Here is a 17,774-nt window from a genome sequence, read left to right as displayed (position 1 = left end):
CCTCCCCAGGTCCCACCCAAGGAATGCGGACGGGACGCCCCGCGGCCTCGTGTACGGGGGCTCGCATCGACAGCGACGTCGAGGCGGGCCCCCGTCGCTTCGCCCGGTGGACGGCCCCCGCCGACCACCCCGGGCATGATCGTCGGGACCGGGTATCCTGGTCCGGTTGTCCGCGTCCGGCCGGGTCCCCCCGGAACCGGCGTGGGCCACGACGCAGACCTCCTGCCACGGAAGGACCGTGGCCGCTTAGCCCACAGGAGGTGAGCACGTCTTGCGTCATTACGAAGTAATGGTGATCCTCGACCCCAGTCTCGAGGAGCGCACCGTCGCCCCGTCGCTCGACACGTACCTGAACGTGATCCGGACCGCGGGTGGCTCGGTGGAGAAGACCGACGTGTGGGGCCGCCGGCGCCTCGCGTACGAGATCAACAAGAAGGCCGAAGGCATCTACGCCGTCGTCGACCTGCAGGCGACGCCCGCGGCGGTGGCCGAGCTGGACCGTCAGCTGCGGCTCAACGAGTCCGTGCTGCGCACCAAGGTCATCCGGCCGGAGATGCGCTAAAAGCATTCAACCCGGTTCACCCGGATCAGCCTCATCGGCACTGTCGGAGGGCTCTGAGAGCCTGTACGGCAGAACAGATGAGTGCGCGAGGAGATGGTCATGGCAGGAGACACCACCATCACGGTCATCGGCAACCTGACCGATGACCCCGAGTTGCGGTTCACCCCCTCCGGTGCGGCGGTCGCCAAGTTCCGGGTCGCTTCGACGCCCCGGTTCATGGACAAGGCCTCCGGCGAGTGGAAGGACGGCGAGCCGCTCTTCCTGGCGTGCACCGTGTGGCGGCAGGCGGCGGAGCACGTCGCCGAGTCGCTCCAGCGGGGCGCCCGCGTGATCGTCTCGGGCCGGCTGCGTCAGCGGTCGTACGAGACGCGCGAGGGCGAGAAGCGCACCGTCATCGAGCTCGAGGTCGACGAGATCGGCCCGTCGCTGCGCTACGCCACGGCGAAGGTGCAGAAGATGTCCCGCTCCGGCGGCGGTGGCGGCGGCTTCGGCGGCGGTGGTGGAGGTGGCCAGGGCGGCGGCGGAGGCAACTTCGACGACCCCTGGGCCTCGGCTGCACCGGCACCCTCGCGCGGTGGTTCGGGTGGCGGCAACTTCGACGAGGAGCCCCCGTTCTAATGGCGCCGAGCGCCCGCGATCGCAAACCAGGAGCACGAGCAATGGCCAAGGCCGCTGCACTTCGCAAACCGAAGAAGAAGGTGAACCCGCTCGACAAGGACGGGATCACCTACATCGATTACAAGGACACCGCGCTGCTGCGCAAGTTCATCTCCGACCGCGGCAAGATCCGCGCTCGGCGGGTGACCGGCGTGACCTCGCAGCAGCAGCGGCAGATCGCCCGTGCGGTCAAGAACGCCCGTGAGATGGCGCTCCTGCCGTACACGGCCACGGCCCGCTGAGAGGAGGCACCGAAATGAAGATCATCCTGACTCAGGAGGTGTCCGGCCTCGGTGCCCCGGGCGACATCGTCGAGGTCAAGAACGGCTACGGCCGTAACTACCTGCTGCCGCAGGGCTTCGCGATCGCCTGGACCAAGGGTGCGGAGAAGCAGGTCACGGTCATCAAGCGGGCCCGTTCGGCCCGGGAGATCCGCGACCTCGGCCACGCCAACGAGGTCAAGGGCCAGCTCGAGGGTCTCAAGGTCAGCCTGAAGGCCCGCGCCGGCGACGGCGGGCGCCTCTTCGGCTCGGTCACCCCGGCCGAGATCGTCGACGCCGTCAAGGCCGCCGGTGGTCCGGTCCTCGACCGGCGTCGGCTGGAGCTGTCCGGTCCCATCAAGTCGACCGGCTCCTACCCGGTGCAGATCAAGCTGCACCCCGAGGTGACCGCCAAGTTCGACCTCAACGTCGTCCAGGGCTGACACCTCACCCCAGCACCACGACAGGGCCCGCACCGACCGGTGCGGGCCCTGTTCGCGTACGGCCGCCGTCGCACTTCCCGCTGTACGCCTGCGGCACGCTCCCGCCGCACGGTCAGCGCGCGTCGGTCGACAGGCTGGCCGGTCACCGCGCTGATCGTCAGCCGATCGGCTGGCCCGTCACCGCGCTGATCATCACCGTCGAGAGACCGCCGCCGACCACGGCCGCCGCCAGCGCGACGCTGGCCGAACGCCACGTCGTGCCGACCCGGCGCAGCAGCAGCGCCACGACCAGGCTGCTGGCCAGCGCCAACCCGAAGCGCGGCAGGCCCGCCGCCAGCGAGCCCAGCGCCCGCGCCCGGGGCGAGTCGCAACCCCCTCCGGTGATGTCCGTGACACACCCGGCCGGCACCTGTCCGTCCAGGGTCAGCAACCAGACGAAGATCAGCGCCGCTGGCACCAGATAGCACGCGACCGTGTAGAGCAGCGACCGCCACGGCCCGCCCGGATCGGGATCGAGCAGGTCGTCCTCGATTCGACGGCCCCACGCCCCCGCCCCGGCCGTCCCGGCCCGACGGCGTACGGCCGACGCCGTCGCGGCACCGACCGGCTCGGCCACGCGCCGACGCGGCGCCGGACGCGGTCGCGGCGCGGAGTAGGGCGCCACCGGTGACCGGGGCGCCGACACCGGCGGGTCCATCCAGCGGGGATCGTCGCCCGCCAGCCGGGTACCCGACCAGAAACCCTCGCTCCGGTCGTCCTGCCCCGGCCGGGACCACCCCTGAACGGCACCCCCGCCGGAACCCGGCGCGGTCCTGTCCCACCCACCGTCGTCGGAATACCGCTCCCACTGGCCGGTGTCGTCGGACCGGTACCACTCACCGGTGCCGTCGGTCAGGTCCCACTGGCCCGTGCCGTCGCTCCGGTCCGAGCGGCCGGTGTCGTCGCTCCGGTCCGAGCGGCCGGTGCCGGCGTGGTCCCAGCGGTCGACCTCACCGGCCGGATGCCACGCGTGCACACCCGACGCGTCCCACGCGTCCACCGCGGGAGGACGGGAGGGCGGGATCTCGGACGCGGCGAGGTGCGACTCCCGGTCCCACGGATCGACGGCGGGTCGCTCCTCCGCCGCCCGCCGGCCCCGGCGGGCCGGCCGCTCGGCCTCCCGATCCGGTACGGGCCCGGAGGCGTCCGCCTCCGCCAGGCCGGACCAGACGACCTGCGGGCGGTGTGACGACGAACGCCTCGGCCGGCTCGGCGGCGGCGATCCCGAGACGGGTTCGTCCTCGGCCCGCCGCCGCCCGGAGTATCCCCGCTCCTGCGGATGGTCGAACGTCCACTCCCCGGTGTGCTCCGACTCCGGGGCAGCGCCGATCGCCGGGGTCTCGCGCCAGCTCGTCTCGCTGACCCGGCGCCAACCGCTCGTGGTCTCCGTGCTCCGCCAGGCACCGGAATGCGGCCGGTCGGCCTCGATCCGCGCCTCGTCGTCGGGCGCGGCGTGCCGGCCACCGCCGTCCGCGCTGCGTACCCCCGACTCCAGTGCCCAACGCGGCAGGTAGCTGTCGACCGGTTCCCGCTGGCCGCGCTCGACGGCCCGGCGCCGGCTCGGCGTGCGGTGCCGGGCGGGAGCGCGCTCGTCGGGATCGACCGGTGCCGGGTCGGCGGGATCCTCCCAGGGAGCGACCGGCTCGCGCGGACCACCCTCTCCGCGTCCCCAGTCCCGGTTACTCACGGCCGGAGCGTGACCCTTCTCAACCGATGGCGCAATCCGCTGTGCAGGTGTAGCCGTTCGCTGGAGATAGTACGGGACGTTCGATCGCGCAGTTCGACCGAAAACTTGCCGTCCACAGGCTGGGGATTGTGTTTCCGCAGCTCACAGCCTTGCGGTGGGGAATTCCCCAGCCGTTGTCCACAGGCTGTGCACACACTGCGCACATGCTCGTCCACCGGCGTCCACAGGTTGTCCCGAGGCTCGTCCACCGACGTGGTTGAGTGGCTGACCTCGGGTTCCGTATGGTTGGCCCCCGACCGGCCGTGCGATGACCCCCGATCGACCGGCAGGTCGAGGTTGTCGTACCTCGGCGGTAGGGCTGAATCCGGATCCGACGCAGTGGAGGGGGAACCCGTGTCGGTCACCGACGACATGCGGGCGGACTCGCGATCGGGCGGGGGGCAGGCGTCCGCGCCGCCGCAGCGCGACGGCCAGTTCGACAAGACCCCGCCGCAGGACGTCGCCGCCGAGCAGTGCGTCCTCGGCGGCATGCTGCTGTCCAAGGACGCCATCGCCGACGTCGTCGAGATCCTCAAGACCAACGACTTCTACCGGCCGGTGCACGCCACCATCTTCGACACCATCCTGGAGATCTACGGCCGGGGCGAGCCGGCCGACTCCATCACCGTGGCGGCGGCCCTGGCGGACTCCGGTGACCTCGTCCGCATCGGCGGCGCCCCCTACCTGCACACGCTGATCGCCAGCGTGCCGACCGCCGCGAACGCGGCGTACTACGCCCGCATCGTCAGCGAGCGGGCGGTCCTGCGGCGCCTGGTCGAGGCCGGCACCAAGATCGTGCAGCTGGGCTACGGCACGGGCCAGGGCGGCAGCCGCGACGTCGACGACATCGTCGACCTCGCGCAGCAGGCGGTCTACGACGTCACGGAGCGCCGCGTCAGCGAGGACTTCGCCGTGCTCGCCGACATGCTCCAGCCCACGCTGGACGAGATCGAGGCGGTGGGCGCCCAGGGCGGCGTGATGACCGGCGTGCCCACCGGCTTCACCGACCTCGACCGCCTGCTCAACGGCCTGCACGCGGGGCAGCTCGTGATCGTTGCCGGACGCCCTGGCTTGGGAAAATCGACCGCAAGCATGGATTTCGCCCGAAACGCCGCGATTCGGGCAAACCAGGCATCGGCCATCTTCTCGCTGGAAATGAGCAAGGTCGAGATCGTCATGCGGTTGCTCTCGGCCGAGGCGCGGGTGCCGCTGCACGTCCTGCGCAGCGGCCAGCTCTCCGACGACGACTGGACCAAGCTCGCCCGCTGCATGGGCGAGATCAGCGAGGCGCCGCTCTTCGTCGACGACACGCCGAGCATGAACCTGATGGAGATCCGGGCCAAGGCGCGCCGACTCAAGCAGCGGCACGACCTCAAGCTGATCGTGGTCGACTATCTCCAGCTGATGACCTCCCCGAAGCGCACCGAGAGCCGGCAGCAGGAGGTCGCGGACCTCTCCCGTGGCCTGAAGCTGCTCGCCAAGGAGGTCGAGTGCCCGGTGATCGCGGTAAGCCAGCTGAACCGTGGCCCGGAGCAGCGCACCGACAAGCGACCGCAGCTGTCCGACCTGCGTGAAAGTGGCTCAATTGAGCAGGATGCCGACGTCGTCATCCTGCTGCACCGCGACGACTACTACGACAAGGAGTCGCCGCGGGCCGGGGAGGCGGATTTCATTGTTGCCAAGCACAGAAATGGTCCGACCGACACGGTGACGGTGGCCGCGCAGCTCCACCTGTCGCGCTTCGTCGACATGGCCATCGTCTGAGGACGGCTGCGCCGCTCAGCCCAGGAGGGGGAACCAGCCGGCGACCTCGCCGAGTTCGAGCTGGTCGCGGTCGGTGAGTGGCATTCGTCCGGTCGCCTTGAGCAGGTACTCCGCGTCGCTCCACGCGGCCGGTCGGACGGCGTCGTCGCTGAGCAGGCCGTCCATGGTGGCGACGGCGACGCCTGTCGCGAGCGTTCCGGGCAGGGGCGCGGCGGGCAGGTCGAGCACCAGGTCCAGGTGATGCACGACGGCCTCGGTGGTCAGGGTGGCGATGAGGTCCCGCACCCGCAGCACGTGCCCCTGGGTGGTGACGTGGCCGTCGGGATCGGCCGCGCCCGCGGCGCGTACGGCGGCGGGTGCGGTGTCGGTCCAGAGCCGGACTATCCCGCCGGGACGGTCGAAGGCGGCCGCCGAGCGGCGGGCCCACCAGGCGTGCCGTGCGCCGTTCCCGTCCTCCTCGGACGGGAACGTGCGCCAGTAGCTCACGTCGTCCACGTCGGCCGGGCCCTCGGCGGGGCTGGCCAGCGCGACCAGCGCCCGCTGGGCGTCGCAGAGCACGTGGAAGAGCAGGTCCGCGACGAGCCAGCCCCGGCACCGGGTGGGCCGTTGCAGGCCGGCGTCGTCGAGGTCGGCGACGACCCGGGTGATCCCGTCGTACGCCTGCGCCAGCGGGTAGTGCAGCGTGTGCGGCGTCATGGGGTGCAGCGTCGCACGGCCGCTGCCGACCGGCACGGCGACCGGCGGTGGTGGGAGGGCGCGGAACCACGGGTGACCGGGCCGGTCGATGCACCGGCCCGGTCGACGGAGTGGCTCAGCCGAACATCTCGTCCAGGAAGCTCTTGTGCTTCTTGCGCTTGTAGTGCCCGTGGTAGCCGTGGTGCTGCTGGCCGTGGCCGTAGGCGGGGGCCGGCGGGTAGCCGTGCACCGGCGGGGGCGGCGGGACGGCGCCGTAGCCCGGCTGGTGCGGGGCGGGAGCGGGCGGCGGCGGGGGCGGCGGAGGCGGGTAACCGCCCTGCTGGTGGCTCGGCTGGCCGGCGTAGCCGCCCTGCTGCTGGGCGGGCTGCGCCGGGGCGGCCCCGCCCTGCTGGCGGTTCCAGTTGGCCTCCGCCTCGAACAGCTTCTCCAGTTCGCCGCGGTCGAGGAAGATTCCCCGGCACTCGCCGCACTGGTCGATGACGACGCCGCTGCGCTCGTACTGGCGCATTTCTCCGTGACACTTGGGACAGGTCAGGCTCATTCTCCGACCGTACCCGGTCAGGTCACGCAGTCGCTGTCAGCGCTTCGGTGACTTCGGAGTCGGCGACCTCGTGGAAGTCCTCGTAGTAGGCGCTCACCGCCATGAACTCCGGCGGGTGCTGGGCGCAGACGACCTGGTCGGCCTCGGCGGCAAGCATCTCGTACGCCTCCTGCGAGCCGACCGGGACGGCGACCACGACCCGGCGGGCGCCGAGGTGGCGGGCGACCTGGACGGCGGCACGGGCGGTGGCGCCGGTGGCCAGGCCGTCGTCGACGATCACGGCGGTGCGCCCGGTCAGGTCGAGCGGCGGTCGACCTGCGCGGTAGAGCCGTTCCCGCCGGTCCAGTTCGGCCTCCTCGCGGCGGACGACCTCGGCGACGTCGCCCTCCGTGAGCCGGCTGGCCACGACGTCGTTGAGGACCCGTACGCCGCCGGGGCCGAGCGCGCCGAAGGCCACCTCGGGTGCCCACGGCATGCCGAGTTTCCGGACGACCAGCACGTCCAGGGGCGCGCCGAGACGCTCGGCGACCACCCGGGCCACGGGCACGCCGCCGCGTACCAGCCCGAGGACGATGACGTCCGGTGCACCGATGAGTGCGGTGAGCCGTTCGGCGAGCGTCCGGCCCGCCTCTTCGCGGTCGCGGTAGGTGGTCATGCCTCAGGTCTACGCCGTGTCGCCGGCCTTCGCCCGCCGGTTCGCGGAAACCGGGGGGTGCAGGGCGGGGGCCCACGCCAGGAGGGCGAGCGGGTAGAGCAGGTAGCCGAAGCGGGTCGTGGGCATCAGCAGGATCGCGGCGAGCAGGCCGTACCCGCAGATCAGGGCGGCGGCGACGGCGGTGCGGGGCGGGCGGCGGGCGAGCCGGACGGCGATGGCCAGCCCGGCGGCGAGCAGGAGGGCTGCGGCGACGGCGCGGCCGGCGGGCAGCGCGGTGGCGATCAGGTGGCCGGGGAACGGCGACTGTGCGGGGCTGGTCACCAGGCCGTGCCCGAGCGGGAAGCGGAGCACGTTCTCGACCAGCGCGTCGCGGTCGACGAGCAGGGCCGGCAGCAGCGCGGCGGCGGGCAGGCCGATGGCGCCCGCGGCGACCCGTAGGCCGGCCCGCCGGGTCAGCCCCCAGATGATCAGCACGAGGGCGACCGGCCAGGCGAAGAGCTTCAGCGCCCCGGCCAGGCCGACCGCGAGGCCGGCCCGGCCCGGCCGGCCGGTGGCGGCGAGGGCGAGGGCGAGCAGGCAGAGCGCGAGTACGGGCAGGTCGTCGCCGCCGGTGGCGAGGGTGAGCGCGCAGATCGGGAGGACGGTGGCGGCCTGTACGCCGCGGAGGAGGGCGGCGCCGGTGTGGTCGTCCGCGGTCCGGTACACGCCGCGGGTGAGGGCGCGGACGGCCAGGGCGAGCGCCAGCGCGGTCCCGACGGCGAACCAGACGCGGGCGTCGGTCCACCAGACGTCGACGGCCGCCCGGGGCAGCCCGAACAGTGCCATTCCCGGCTGGTACGGGGTGTAGCCGAGCAGTTGTTCGCCGGGTGGCAGGGCGGCGATCGCGTCGTGCCCGAGGTACGGCGTGCCGGTGTCGACCAGCCGCCGGCCGGACTCCTCGACGACCAGCACCTCCTCCTGCGCCCGGTCGGTGCGTCCGCCGGCCCGTTGGATGCTCTGCCAGGCCAGCGGCAGCAGGGCGGTGGCGAACCAGGCGAACCCGGTGACCGCCCAGCGGGCCCGCAGCCCGGCCGGCGGCGATCCGGGGTCGCGTCGGCGCAGCAGGAGCTGGCCGGTCGCGGCGAGGGCGGCGAGGAGGTATCCGACGGCGGCGACGGCGCCCCAGGCCCGGTGCGGGACGAGGGTGGACGTGGCGGCGGTGATCGCGGCGAAGGCCGCCGACGCGGCGTACAGGCCGAGGTCGAGGGCGAGGCCGCCGGCGGCGGAGTCGAGGGGCTGCCAGCCACGGCGGCGGGCGGTCGGGGCGGCGGTCACGCGGGCCAGTCTGGCAGCAGGTGCGCGTCGCCGCGTCAGGCGGGCAGGTGGCGGTCGGTGCGGCCGCGCCCGCCCGGCCGGCGGCCCGGGGCGAGCCGGATCACGGCTCCGGCGTCGTGCAGCGGAGGCGCGAGGGTGCCGGGGCTGCCGCCGGAGCCGCGCCGGAACGCCGCGAGGAGCGTGCCGGCGGGCATCGGCCGGGCGAAGAGGTGCCCCTGGCCGGCGGTGCAGCCCAGCTCCCAGAGGGCCCGGCGCTGTGGCTCGCTCTCCACGCCCTCGGCCACCACGTCGAGCCCGAGGCTGCGGCCCAGGTCGAGGGTGGAGCGGATGACGGCGGCGGCCTCGGCGGAGGTCTCCATGGCGGTCACGAAGCTGCGGTCGATCTTCAGCTCGTGCACGGGGATGCGGGAGAGCAGCGACAGGGAGGAGTAGCCGGTGCCGAAGTCGTCGAGCGCCAGCCGGACCCCCTCGTCGCGCAGCCGGCTGAGCACCCGGTCGACCACGTCGAGCTGGCTGAGGGTGAGCGTCTCGGTCAGCTCCAGCACCAGCCGGTCGGGGGGCAGGTCGTGGGCCCGCAGCCGGGCCAGCACGGAGCCCGGGAAGCGGGCGTCGAGGAGGCTGCGCGGCGACACGTTGACCGCCACCGGCACGTCGAAGCCGGCGTCGCGCCAGCTGACCGCCGCGATCAGTGCCTGGTCGAGGATCGCCTCGGCGAAGGCGGGGAGCAGGCCGGAGCGTTCCACCGCCTCCAGGAAGCGCATTGGGTCGATCATCCCGTGGGTGGGGTGGTGCCAGCGGGCGAGGGCCTCGGCGCCGGTGACCCGGCCGGTGCCCAGGTCGACGATGGGCTGGAAGTTGACGGTGAACTCGTGGTCGGCGACGGCGCGCGGCAGTTCGCCGCCGAGGGTGAGCCGGCCGAGGTCGGCGGTGTCGCGGGTCGGGGCGTACGTCGAGGTCCGCTGCCCGGCCCGTTTGGCCTGGTACATCGCCACGTCCGCGCGGCGCAGCAGCTCCGGCATGCCGCCGGTGGCGGGTGCGGCGGCGATCCCGCCGCTGGCCTCGACGCTGATCCGCATGCCGTCGAGGTCGAAGGGCTCGTGCAGCGTGGCGAGCAGGGTCTCCGCGCGGTGTGCGGCCACCGCCGGGGCCGGCAGACCCCGCAGGAGTACGGCGAACTCGTCGCCGCCGAGCCGGGCCACCAGGTCCCCCTCCTGGGCGGCGTCGCGCAGCCGCTCGGCGACCTGCACCAGGACGTGGTCCCCGGCGGCGTGCCCGAGGGTGTCGTTGACCTCCTTGAAGTGGTTGAGGTCGATCAGCACCAGCGCGGTCACCCCGTCGGCGTGCCGGGTGTTGAGGTGTTCGGTGCCCTGGTCGAGCAGGTGCCGGCGGTTGGCCAGCCCGGTCAGCGCGTCGTGCGTGGCGGCGTACGCGTGCTCGTCGGCGACCCGGGCCAGTTCGGCGTACGCCTGCGCGTTGCGTACTGCCGTGCACAGCGCCGAGGCGAAGGTGCGCAGCGTGTACTGCTCCCGCTCGGAGAGCTGCACGGGCCCCCGGAACCGCAGTCGCAGTACGCCCACGTCGACCGTGCGGTCGTGCCCCTCCAGGGCGGCGGGGACCACGGTGCCGTCCACGGAGGTCGGCTCGCCGGCCGGCCCGTCGTACGTGGTGCCGGCCGCGCCGCCGCGGACGGTCCGGCCGCCGTCGCGCAGCTCGATCTCCACCTCGTCGGCGGAGAACAGCTCGGCGGCCTGGGTGACGGCGGTGGTGAGGACCTTGTCCAGGTCGACCACGTTGAGCGCGTCGGTGGTGCGGGCCAGCCGCTGCCACGCCTGCTGCTCGGTGCGGGCCTTGACCCGGTTGGAGTAGAGCAGGTGGAGGCTGAGTACGAGGGGCGGCACCGCCAGCAGGAGCCGGGGATCCCCGTGGAGGATGAACAGCGTGGTGACGATGAGGACGAAGCGCGCCAGCGCGCTCGTCAGGCGCAGCCCGATGTCCTCGCGGAAGAGCTGCCTGAGCCGGGTGCCGGTGGCGAGTGCGATGACCGGGAGGGTCAGCACTTCGTCGAGGACCACCGTGACGGCGTAGGCGACCCCGATCGGGCCGAGGGCCGGCCACAGGTCGGTGATCGGTGGTGACCCTCCGGCCGCGTGGAGGGCGGCCCCGCCGCCCACCGCCAGCAGCATGGTCTTGGCCACTCCGAAGGCGGCCTTCAGCGGCGGGAGCTTGGCGAGGTACTGGGCTATCGCCACCCCGATCCCGGTGGTCAGGATCACCAGCGGAGTCGGCGCGACCGCCAAACTCAGGATGATCGCTGTCTCGCTCCAGGAGATCGCGTGGACCGTCGCGCGAATCCGGATCCGCCACTTGATCGTCATGGCGAGGAGGGCCAGACAGATCAGAGTGAGCGAGAGCGTCAGGTGGTTACGGGACCAGTCCAGTTTCGTCAGCTCGCGCAGACACAGAGCGGCCGCGATGGCGGCCACAACGCAGACGAGGCCGACGTGCAGCGTCAGCCGCCGCTCGGCCTCTGTCTTGCCCACGTTCAGTCGTGTCACGGCATCCCGACTGCCTCCGCCTGCTAAGCACGCCAAGATTACCCGCGGTCACGCGCCAGCCACAATCCTCAGTTCCACTCGTGTGCCGACATCGCTATCCCTCCCCGGTATCGCCCTTGGCCCTTGCGCCGCTGTGTTCCGCGACGCCGACAGCCTAAGTGCGGTTCGGCCAATTATGGAGGGATATATGTGACTATGGGCAATGGATGAGAACCGCGCCCTACGGCGTGACTTTGTGCTTCCGGGTGGGAACTCAGTGCTGTGTTTCCATCGACTTCCGGTTAACGCTAGATAATGGACCGGTGGCGGCGTCGGCGGCATCGGACACGACGGTGCAGTTTGCAGCGGCCGGCGGCCCGGACGCGGCTCGTGGAGCGGACCTCGGGCACGCCGCGTGGTCGAGGCCGCCGCTTCCGTGCCGGTACGCCCCATCCGCCCGGTGATTCCGTCAGTGTCGACCCTCTGCTGCCGCCCTCGACGACCTCACGGACGACCGGCGCAAGATGCACTCCGCACGTTGCCCCCTGCCGCCCCGATCGACTCGCGACCGGGCAATTCTCCGGTGGTGATGATCGCTTCCGTGGCGTTGCGGAGTCAATGACGTGACATCGTTCCGCCGATGGCATCCTGAGTCACCGCCCACCGGGGAGGACGCCTATCGGGCCGGTCCGTGAACCGGGTTGGAAACGGTCGCGGGGCAACGGGCAGGAAACGCGTTCCCAATTCGCGACAGGGGTGGCGCCCACTCACCCGAAGTCGCGGCCGACGTGCGATCAAAAGGGACGGCAGTGCGGCGGTGCGGGCCGGCGACGCCCTGCGCCCGCCGCCGCGTGCCCGTACCGGCGACCCCGGGCATCCGTACCGGAAAGATAGGCTCGCGAGCGTGACCGATCCCGCGCAGCTCACCCACGTCGATCCGGCGGGCGCGGCCCGCATGGTCGACGTCTCCGCGAAGGCGGTCACCGGCCGCCTGGCCGTCGCCGCCGGCCGGCTCCGCACCACGCCGGAGGTCGTCGAGCTGCTGCGCCGCGACGGGCTGCCCAAGGGCGACGCGCTGGCGGTCGGCCGGCTCGCCGGCATCATGGGCGCGAAGCGCACCCCCGACCTGATCCCGCTCTGCCATCCCATCGCCCTGCACGGCGTCACGGTCGACCTGACGCTCACCGACGACACCGTCGAGATCACCGCCACCGCGCGCACGGCGGACCGCACCGGCGTGGAGATGGAGGCGCTGACCGCGGTGGCCGTCGCCGGGCTGGCGCTGGTCGACATGGTCAAGGCGGTCGACCCGGCGGCCAGCGTGGAGGCGGTGCGGGTGCTGCGCAAGGAGGGCGGCAAGACCGGCCTTTGGGTCCGCCCGGAGGAGCGGCCGTGATCCGGGCGCGGGTGGTCGTGGCGTCCAACCGGGCCGCGGCGGGGGTGTACGCGGACACCAGCGGCCCCCTGCTCGTGGCCGGCCTGCGCGACCTCGGCTGCGAGGTGGACGGGCCGGTGGTGGTGCCCGACGGCGAGCCCGTGGGCGAGGCGCTGCGCGCCGCCCTGGCCGACGGGATCGACGTGGTGCTGACCAGCGGCGGTACGGGGATCAACCCCTCCGACCGCACCCCCGAGGTGACCCGGGCGCTGCTCGATCACGAGATCCCCGGCATCGCCGAGGCGATCCGGGCGCACAGCCGCGACAAGGTCCCCGCCGCCGCGCTCTCCCGGGGGCTCGCCGGCGTCGTCGGCCGGATGCTGGTGGTCAACCTGCCCGGATCGACCGGCGGCGCCAGGGACGGCCTCGCCGTGCTCGGGCCGATCCTCCGCCACGCCGTCGACCAGCTCCGCGGCGGCGACCACTGACGAGGCGGGAGGGCCGCGACCGAGCGGTGGGCGCGGGACCGCTGACGGCGCGACCGGCGTGCCGCACCGTTAGGCTCGGCCGGTGAGCACGGAAACCGCCCCGGCCGCCGAGCCGGCCACCGCGCCCCCGCCCGCCGGCTGGGAGGAGGCCCGGTCCCGGGTGTACGCGGTCGGCCTGGCCGCCGCGCTCCCCGCCGTCAGCCGGCCGCTCGCCGAGATCGACGGGCACACCCTCGCCGAGCCGCTGACCACCCGTACGGACCTGCCCGCCTTCCCCACCTCCAGCGTCGACGGCTGGGCCGTGCGCGGCACCGGGCCGTGGCGGCCGGTCGGGCGGGTGCTGGCGGGCGGCACCCCGGCCCCGCTGACCGACGACGGGACGACCGTCGAGATCGCCACCGGCGCGATGGTGCCGGAGGGCACCACGGCCGTGCTGCGGGTGGAGGAGTCCCGTCGTACGCCGGAGGGGCTCGTCGACGGCACGCCACGGCCGGCGCCGGAGTGGCGCGAGCCGGGCGAGGAGGCGTACGCCGGGGAGGAACTGCTCCCCGCCGGCACGCCGGTGGACCCGGCGCTGATCGGCCTGGCCGCCTCCTGCGGGCACGACAGCCTGCTGGTGCGGCGGCAGCCCCGCGCCGCGCTGCTGGTCTTCGGCGACGAGCTGCTGACCGCCGGCCCGCCCGGCGCCGGCCGGGTGCGGGACGCGCTCGGGCCGGCGGTGCCGGCCTGGCTGCGCCGGTACGGCTGCCTGGTCCGCCCGTCGGACGTGGTCGGGCCGGTGGCGGACACGCTCCCGGCGCACGTGGCGGCGCTGCGCGCCGCGCTGGCCACCGCCGACCTCGTGTGCACCACCGGCGGCACGATGCACGGGCCGGTCGACCACCTGCATCCCACGCTGGAGGCGCTCGGCGCCGACTACGTGGTCAACACGGTGGCGGTGCGGCCCGGGTTCCCGATGCTGCTGGCGCGGCTGGTCGACGCCGACGGCCGGGTGCGGTTCGTCGCCGGGCTGCCCGGCAACCCGCAGTCCGCCATCGTCGCCCTGGTCTCGCTGGTCGCCCCGCTGCTGGCCGGCCTGGCGGGCCGCCCGATGCCGGTGCTGCCGCACGTCACGCTCGCCGAGCCGGTGCGCGGCCGGGGCGGGTACACCCACCTGGCGTTGGTCCGGTTGGACCGGACCGCCGGCACCGCGCACCCGGTGCGGCACGTCGGCTCGGCGATGCTGCGCGGCCTGGCCGGCGCAGACGGGTTCGCCGTCATCCGCCCCGGCACTTCCGGCGAGCCGGGGGACCGGGTGCCGCTCGTACCGCTGCCGCTGCTGCCCGGGGAGCGTGCGTGGTGACCGCGCCGACGGCCGACGCGTCGGCCCGCCAGCCCGCGACGTTCGGCGAGGTCACCGACCGGCCGCTCGACCTCGCCGCGCACGAGGCGGCGGTCGCGGACCGCCGGGCCGGCGCGGTGGTCTCGTTCCAGGGGGTGGTCCGCGACCACGACCACGGCCGCGCGGTGACCAGCCTGGAGTACGAGGGCCACCCGAGCGCCGAACGGATCCTGCGCGAGGTCGCGGCCGAGATAGCCGCCGACCCGGACGTGTACGCGGTCGCGGTGTCGCACCGGGTCGGCCCGCTCGCCATCGGCGACGCGGCCCTGGTGGCGGCCGTCAGCACCGCCCACCGGGCCGCCGCGTTCGCGGCCTGCGCCCGACTGGTCGACGAGGTCAAGGCGCGGCTGCCGATCTGGAAGCGGCAGGTCTTCGCCGACGGCACCGAGGAGTGGGTGAACTGCCCCTGAGGGGCGGTCCACCCGGTCAGCGGCGGAGGCTCGGCGCGGCCTGGCGGCCGAACCGGTCGGCGTAGAAGGCCGGCTCGGCGCCGGGGCGCCACGGCAGGGCGGCGACCAGCAGGATCAGGGCCAGCGCCAGCGAGTTCTCCATCAGGGCGCCGAAGAGGCCGTCCTGGTAGTGCGACACCTCGGGGAGCTGGTGCTCGTACGGCCAGATCGGGGAGACCAGGAAGAGCAGGTAGAGCCCGATCGCGGCGACGCCGTGCCGGAGCCCGGTCAGCGTCGGGTACCAGATCGGCGAGCGCAGCCCGGTCACCCCCGGCGGCCCGCCGTACCCGCCCTGACCGGCCCGCTGTGCCAGCCCGCGACTGGCTTCGCGGCGGCGTACGGCGGCGTCGGCCAGCACGATGATCGCCGGGATCACCCAGACCAGGTGGTGCGTCCAGGAGATCGGGCTGATCACGTTGGCGGTGAGGCCGACCAGGGTGAACGCGGTCAGCTCGTCGCCGTCGGCGCGGGCGTTGACGGCCCGGGAGAGGCCGACCGCCAGCATCAGCACCGAGAACGACAGCCAGAGCAGGCCGGGCGTCTCGATCGAGTCGTACAGCCGGGCCAGCAGCCCCGCCAGCGACTGGTTGGGCGTCATGTCGGCGGCCCCGACCCGCTCGGTCTGCCAGAGCACGCCGCCGAAGTAGGCCCGCGACTCGGTGCCGACGACCGCGAAGGAACCGACCGTCACCGCGATCACCGTGCCGATCGCGGTGGTCGCGGCACGCCACTGCCGCGTGATCATCAGGTAGGCGATGAACAGTGCCGGGGTCAGCTTGACGGCGGTGGCCAGACCGATGCCCACGCCGGCCCAGGCGCCGCTGTAGACGAAGCGCAGCAGCGGGCCGTCGGTCGGGGGGATGTGGGTGCCCCGGCGGGCCCGCCAGCGCAGGCCGATCAGGTCGGCCATGATCAGTGCGAAGAGGAGCAGGTTCACCTGGCCGTAGCCGAGGGTCTCCCGGGCCGGCTCGACGGCGACCGCCAGCGGCGTCGCGATCCCCACGGTGAACCAGAGGGGCCAGCCGAGCCGGTCGACGATCGGGCGGAGCAGCCCGGCCAGCACGACGGCCAGGGCGGCGATGCTGGCGAGCGCGTTTACCGTCCCGGCCAGCTCGACCGGCAGGTGCGCCATCGGCAGCATCACCAGACCGCCGAACGGCGGGTAGGTGAAACCCAGGGTGGTGCCGGGTGCGATGAACTCGTAGAGCTCGTGACCGCTCGCCCACCACACCACCGCGCCGTGGTAGATCTTCATGTCGAAGAAGTTGTACGGCCGCCCGAAAGCACCGATGGCGAGCCATGCGGCATAGGCGACGGCGGCCACGATGCCGGTCCGTACGACTGTCCTACGATCGATCCCACGCGTTACGCGACGGACTGGGGCGAGGCGGTCCACCCGTCTTCCGACGGTCGCCGGCATGGCGTGGCCACCCCCGTACCAAGGTCGTCCTACCCGTCCAGGTCCTGCACGGAGCCTAGAACGGCGCCTCACGTTAATGCCTCCCGCGTTATGCGACCGTGTCCGATCCCACACATGTTTTTGACATTTCAACCGCGTTAACGCCTGTCGGGTGGTTCAGGTGATTCGCGGCGTTGACACGTGAGGGGCCGGCCGGAGGGAGGTATCGACGCAGGTCAGCCAGGCAGTCGTCGGGCCGTTGCTGCCGATCGTACGGCGATCCGCGCCTCCCTGCGGGCGGTACGGACGGCTCGCTGCACGGAACGTCGCGAGTGGCCGATCCGGTGGCCGGTCCGCCACCGCAGCCCGGGCTTGCCGCCGGTGTCGGCGGCGGCGAGCAGCAGTCCGCCGAGGAGGCCGAGGTTCTTCAGGACGTGGATCTGGTTGTTGTGCCGCGTCGCCGGGTCGTCGTTGTTCCAGAAGGGATGCCCGGCGAGGGTCACCGGGACCAGCGTGCCGGCGAGGACCAGCGCCGCCGGCCGGGCGAGCCGGCCGGTGGCGAGCATCAGCCCGGCGCCGACCTGCACCGCCGCGTTGACCCGGATCAGCGTCTCGGTGTCGGTGGGGATGCGGGGATCGGCCTTCTCCAGCAGCGGGGTCACCCGGTCCGTCACGGGCTTCGCGGCCGGGACCAGCCGCCCGGGGTTGCGGAGGTTGGTGAACCCGCTGACCACGAAGATGCCGCTCAGCATGGCGCGGGCGAGGGAACGTACGGGTTTCATGGGTCAGTCATACCCCGTCGCCGGCCCGGCTACCCCCGCAACCGCCGATCCGGATCGGCGGGCGTGCACGTCGCGCCACGCCGATTCGAGCGACCGTCGCTGATGGACGGGCTGTGAGGGGTAACGTGCCCCGCGTGACGACGCTGCGGTTGCGACCCGAGGACCCGGCCGACACCGGCGCGGTCCGGCGGGTGCTGGCCGCCGCGTTCGCCCGCCCCGACGTGTCCACGCCGCCCGAGGTGAGGCTGGTCGAGGAGTTGCGCGACACCGACGCCTGGGTGCCGGAGCTGGCGATGGTCGCCGAGTACGGCGGCGAGGTCGTCGGCTACGCCCTGCTCACCCGGGTCCGGGTGAAGTCCGACGACCACACCGCGCCGGCGCTGGCGCTCGGTCCCGTGGCGGTCGCGCCGCACCGGCGGCGGATCGGGCTCGGCACTGCGGTGGTGCAGGCCGCCCTCGAAGCGGCCACCGAGCTGGGCGAGCGGCTGGTGGTGGTGCTCGGCGACCCCGGCTACTACCACCGGTTCGGCTTCGGCCGGGCGGACCGGATGGGCCTGACCAGCCCTTGGTCGGGTCTCGGCGACCCCTGGCAGGCACTGGTGCTGCCGCCGGCCACGAGCGGCGAGGGCCCGCCGCCGCGCGGCGAGGTGCTGTTCCCGCCGCCCTGGTCGAAGGTCTGAGGTGCTGTTCCCGCCGCCCTGGTCGAAGG

The 17,774-nt window shown here is 73.4% G+C and carries 17 protein-coding genes and 1 pseudogene; 10 read left to right on the top strand and 8 right to left on the bottom strand.

Translation table 11 applies throughout. The annotated features are described in order from the left end of the window. Positions 1-271 precede the first annotated feature (271 nt). The 4 genes from rpsF (at position 272) to rplI (ending at position 1,922) form a co-directional block, all read left to right on the top strand. The gene (gene rpsF / locus ACLQ22_RS11625; RefSeq protein ID WP_074315517.1) at positions 272-562 is read left to right on the top strand and encodes a 30S ribosomal protein S6; all 291 of its coding nucleotides are present in this window, start codon (positions 272-274) and stop codon (positions 560-562) included. Positions 563-643: 81 nt separating this feature from the next. Further along, positions 644-1,180 (top strand): single-stranded DNA-binding protein, encoded by a 537-nt coding sequence (locus ACLQ22_RS11620; RefSeq protein WP_172896610.1) that lies wholly within the window; start codon positions 644-646, stop codon positions 1,178-1,180. Between the two features lie 41 nt (positions 1,181-1,221). After that, complete coding sequence (gene rpsR / locus ACLQ22_RS11615) at positions 1,222-1,461, top strand: 30S ribosomal protein S18 (protein ID WP_007073789.1); 240 nt, start codon at positions 1,222-1,224, stop codon at positions 1,459-1,461. 14 nt (positions 1,462-1,475) lie between these two features. After that, entirely contained in the window at positions 1,476-1,922 is a 447-nt protein-coding gene (gene rplI, locus ACLQ22_RS11610) for a 50S ribosomal protein L9 (protein ID WP_121397434.1), read from the top strand. A 157-nt stretch (positions 1,923-2,079) separates the two neighbouring features. Here rplI and ACLQ22_RS11605 read toward each other — a convergent pair whose 3' ends face one another. Continuing rightward, the gene (locus tag ACLQ22_RS11605; protein ID WP_425692279.1) at positions 2,080-3,648 is read right to left on the bottom strand and encodes a hypothetical protein; all 1,569 of its coding nucleotides are present in this window, start codon (positions 3,646-3,648) and stop codon (positions 2,080-2,082) included. A 411-nt stretch (positions 3,649-4,059) separates the two neighbouring features. Here ACLQ22_RS11605 and dnaB point away from each other — a divergent pair, with 411 nt between their 5' ends. Continuing rightward, positions 4,060-5,451, top strand: coding sequence for a replicative DNA helicase (dnaB, locus tag ACLQ22_RS11600; protein WP_370040282.1), 1,392 nt, complete (start codon positions 4,060-4,062; stop codon positions 5,449-5,451). Positions 5,452-5,466: 15 nt separating this feature from the next. Here dnaB and ACLQ22_RS11595 read toward each other — a convergent pair whose 3' ends face one another. The 5 genes and pseudogenes from ACLQ22_RS11595 to ACLQ22_RS11575 form a co-directional block, all read right to left on the bottom strand. After that, positions 5,467-6,147, bottom strand: a complete 681-nt coding sequence (locus ACLQ22_RS11595) for a maleylpyruvate isomerase N-terminal domain-containing protein (RefSeq protein WP_425692278.1) — start codon at positions 6,145-6,147, stop codon at positions 5,467-5,469. Between the two features lie 115 nt (positions 6,148-6,262). Beyond that, positions 6,263-6,688 (bottom strand): zf-TFIIB domain-containing protein, encoded by a 426-nt coding sequence (locus ACLQ22_RS11590; RefSeq protein WP_425692277.1) that lies wholly within the window; start codon positions 6,686-6,688, stop codon positions 6,263-6,265. A 22-nt stretch (positions 6,689-6,710) separates the two neighbouring features. Further along, positions 6,711-7,343, bottom strand: coding sequence for a phosphoribosyltransferase (locus tag ACLQ22_RS11585; protein ID WP_121397438.1), 633 nt, complete (start codon positions 7,341-7,343; stop codon positions 6,711-6,713). Beyond that, a pseudogene (locus tag ACLQ22_RS11580) lies at positions 7,333-8,657 on the bottom strand (glycosyltransferase 87 family protein); the annotation flags it as partial. The gene ACLQ22_RS11585 and the pseudogene ACLQ22_RS11580, both read right to left, overlap by 11 nt. A gap of 35 nt (positions 8,658-8,692) precedes the next feature. Continuing rightward, positions 8,693-11,197: a putative bifunctional diguanylate cyclase/phosphodiesterase gene (locus ACLQ22_RS11575; RefSeq protein ID WP_425692276.1), complete on the bottom strand. Its 2,505-nt coding sequence runs from the start codon at positions 11,195-11,197 to the stop codon at positions 8,693-8,695. An 898-nt stretch (positions 11,198-12,095) separates the two neighbouring features. Between ACLQ22_RS11575 and moaC the strand changes: the two genes are divergently transcribed. The 4 genes from moaC (at position 12,096) to ACLQ22_RS11555 (ending at position 14,845) form a co-directional block, all read left to right on the top strand. Continuing rightward, a complete protein-coding gene (moaC, locus tag ACLQ22_RS11570) occupies positions 12,096-12,587 on the top strand; it encodes a cyclic pyranopterin monophosphate synthase MoaC (RefSeq protein WP_425692275.1) in 492 nt (163 codons plus the stop codon). Continuing rightward, positions 12,584-13,054, top strand: coding sequence for a MogA/MoaB family molybdenum cofactor biosynthesis protein (locus tag ACLQ22_RS11565; RefSeq protein ID WP_121399159.1), 471 nt, complete (start codon positions 12,584-12,586; stop codon positions 13,052-13,054). Before moaC ends, ACLQ22_RS11565 begins: the two co-directional genes overlap by 4 nt. 82 nt (positions 13,055-13,136) lie before the next feature. Continuing rightward, a complete protein-coding gene (locus ACLQ22_RS11560; RefSeq protein ID WP_425692274.1) occupies positions 13,137-14,396 on the top strand; it encodes a molybdopterin molybdotransferase MoeA in 1,260 nt (419 codons plus the stop codon). Continuing rightward, complete coding sequence (locus ACLQ22_RS11555; RefSeq protein WP_425692273.1) at positions 14,393-14,845, top strand: molybdenum cofactor biosynthesis protein MoaE; 453 nt, start codon at positions 14,393-14,395, stop codon at positions 14,843-14,845. The genes ACLQ22_RS11560 and ACLQ22_RS11555 overlap by 4 nt, the downstream gene beginning before the upstream one ends. 16 nt (positions 14,846-14,861) lie before the next feature. Here ACLQ22_RS11555 and ACLQ22_RS11550 read toward each other — a convergent pair whose 3' ends face one another. Continuing rightward, positions 14,862-16,304, bottom strand: coding sequence for a glycosyltransferase 87 family protein (locus ACLQ22_RS11550; RefSeq protein ID WP_121397442.1), 1,443 nt, complete (start codon positions 16,302-16,304; stop codon positions 14,862-14,864). Between the two features lie 215 nt (positions 16,305-16,519). Beyond that, positions 16,520-17,065, bottom strand: a complete 546-nt coding sequence (locus tag ACLQ22_RS11545; RefSeq protein WP_425692272.1) for a DoxX family protein — start codon at positions 17,063-17,065, stop codon at positions 16,520-16,522. Between the two features lie 125 nt (positions 17,066-17,190). Between ACLQ22_RS11545 and ACLQ22_RS11540 the strand changes: the two genes are divergently transcribed. Further along, entirely contained in the window at positions 17,191-17,745 is a 555-nt protein-coding gene (locus tag ACLQ22_RS11540; RefSeq protein WP_425692472.1) for a GNAT family N-acetyltransferase, read from the top strand. Positions 17,746-17,774 lie beyond the last annotated feature (29 nt).

The sequence above is a fragment of the Micromonospora sp. DT178 genome, assembly GCF_049841695.1.
Classification (GTDB): domain Bacteria; phylum Actinomycetota; class Actinomycetes; order Mycobacteriales; family Micromonosporaceae; genus Micromonospora.
This window is presented reverse-complemented; position numbering and strand designations above follow the sequence as displayed.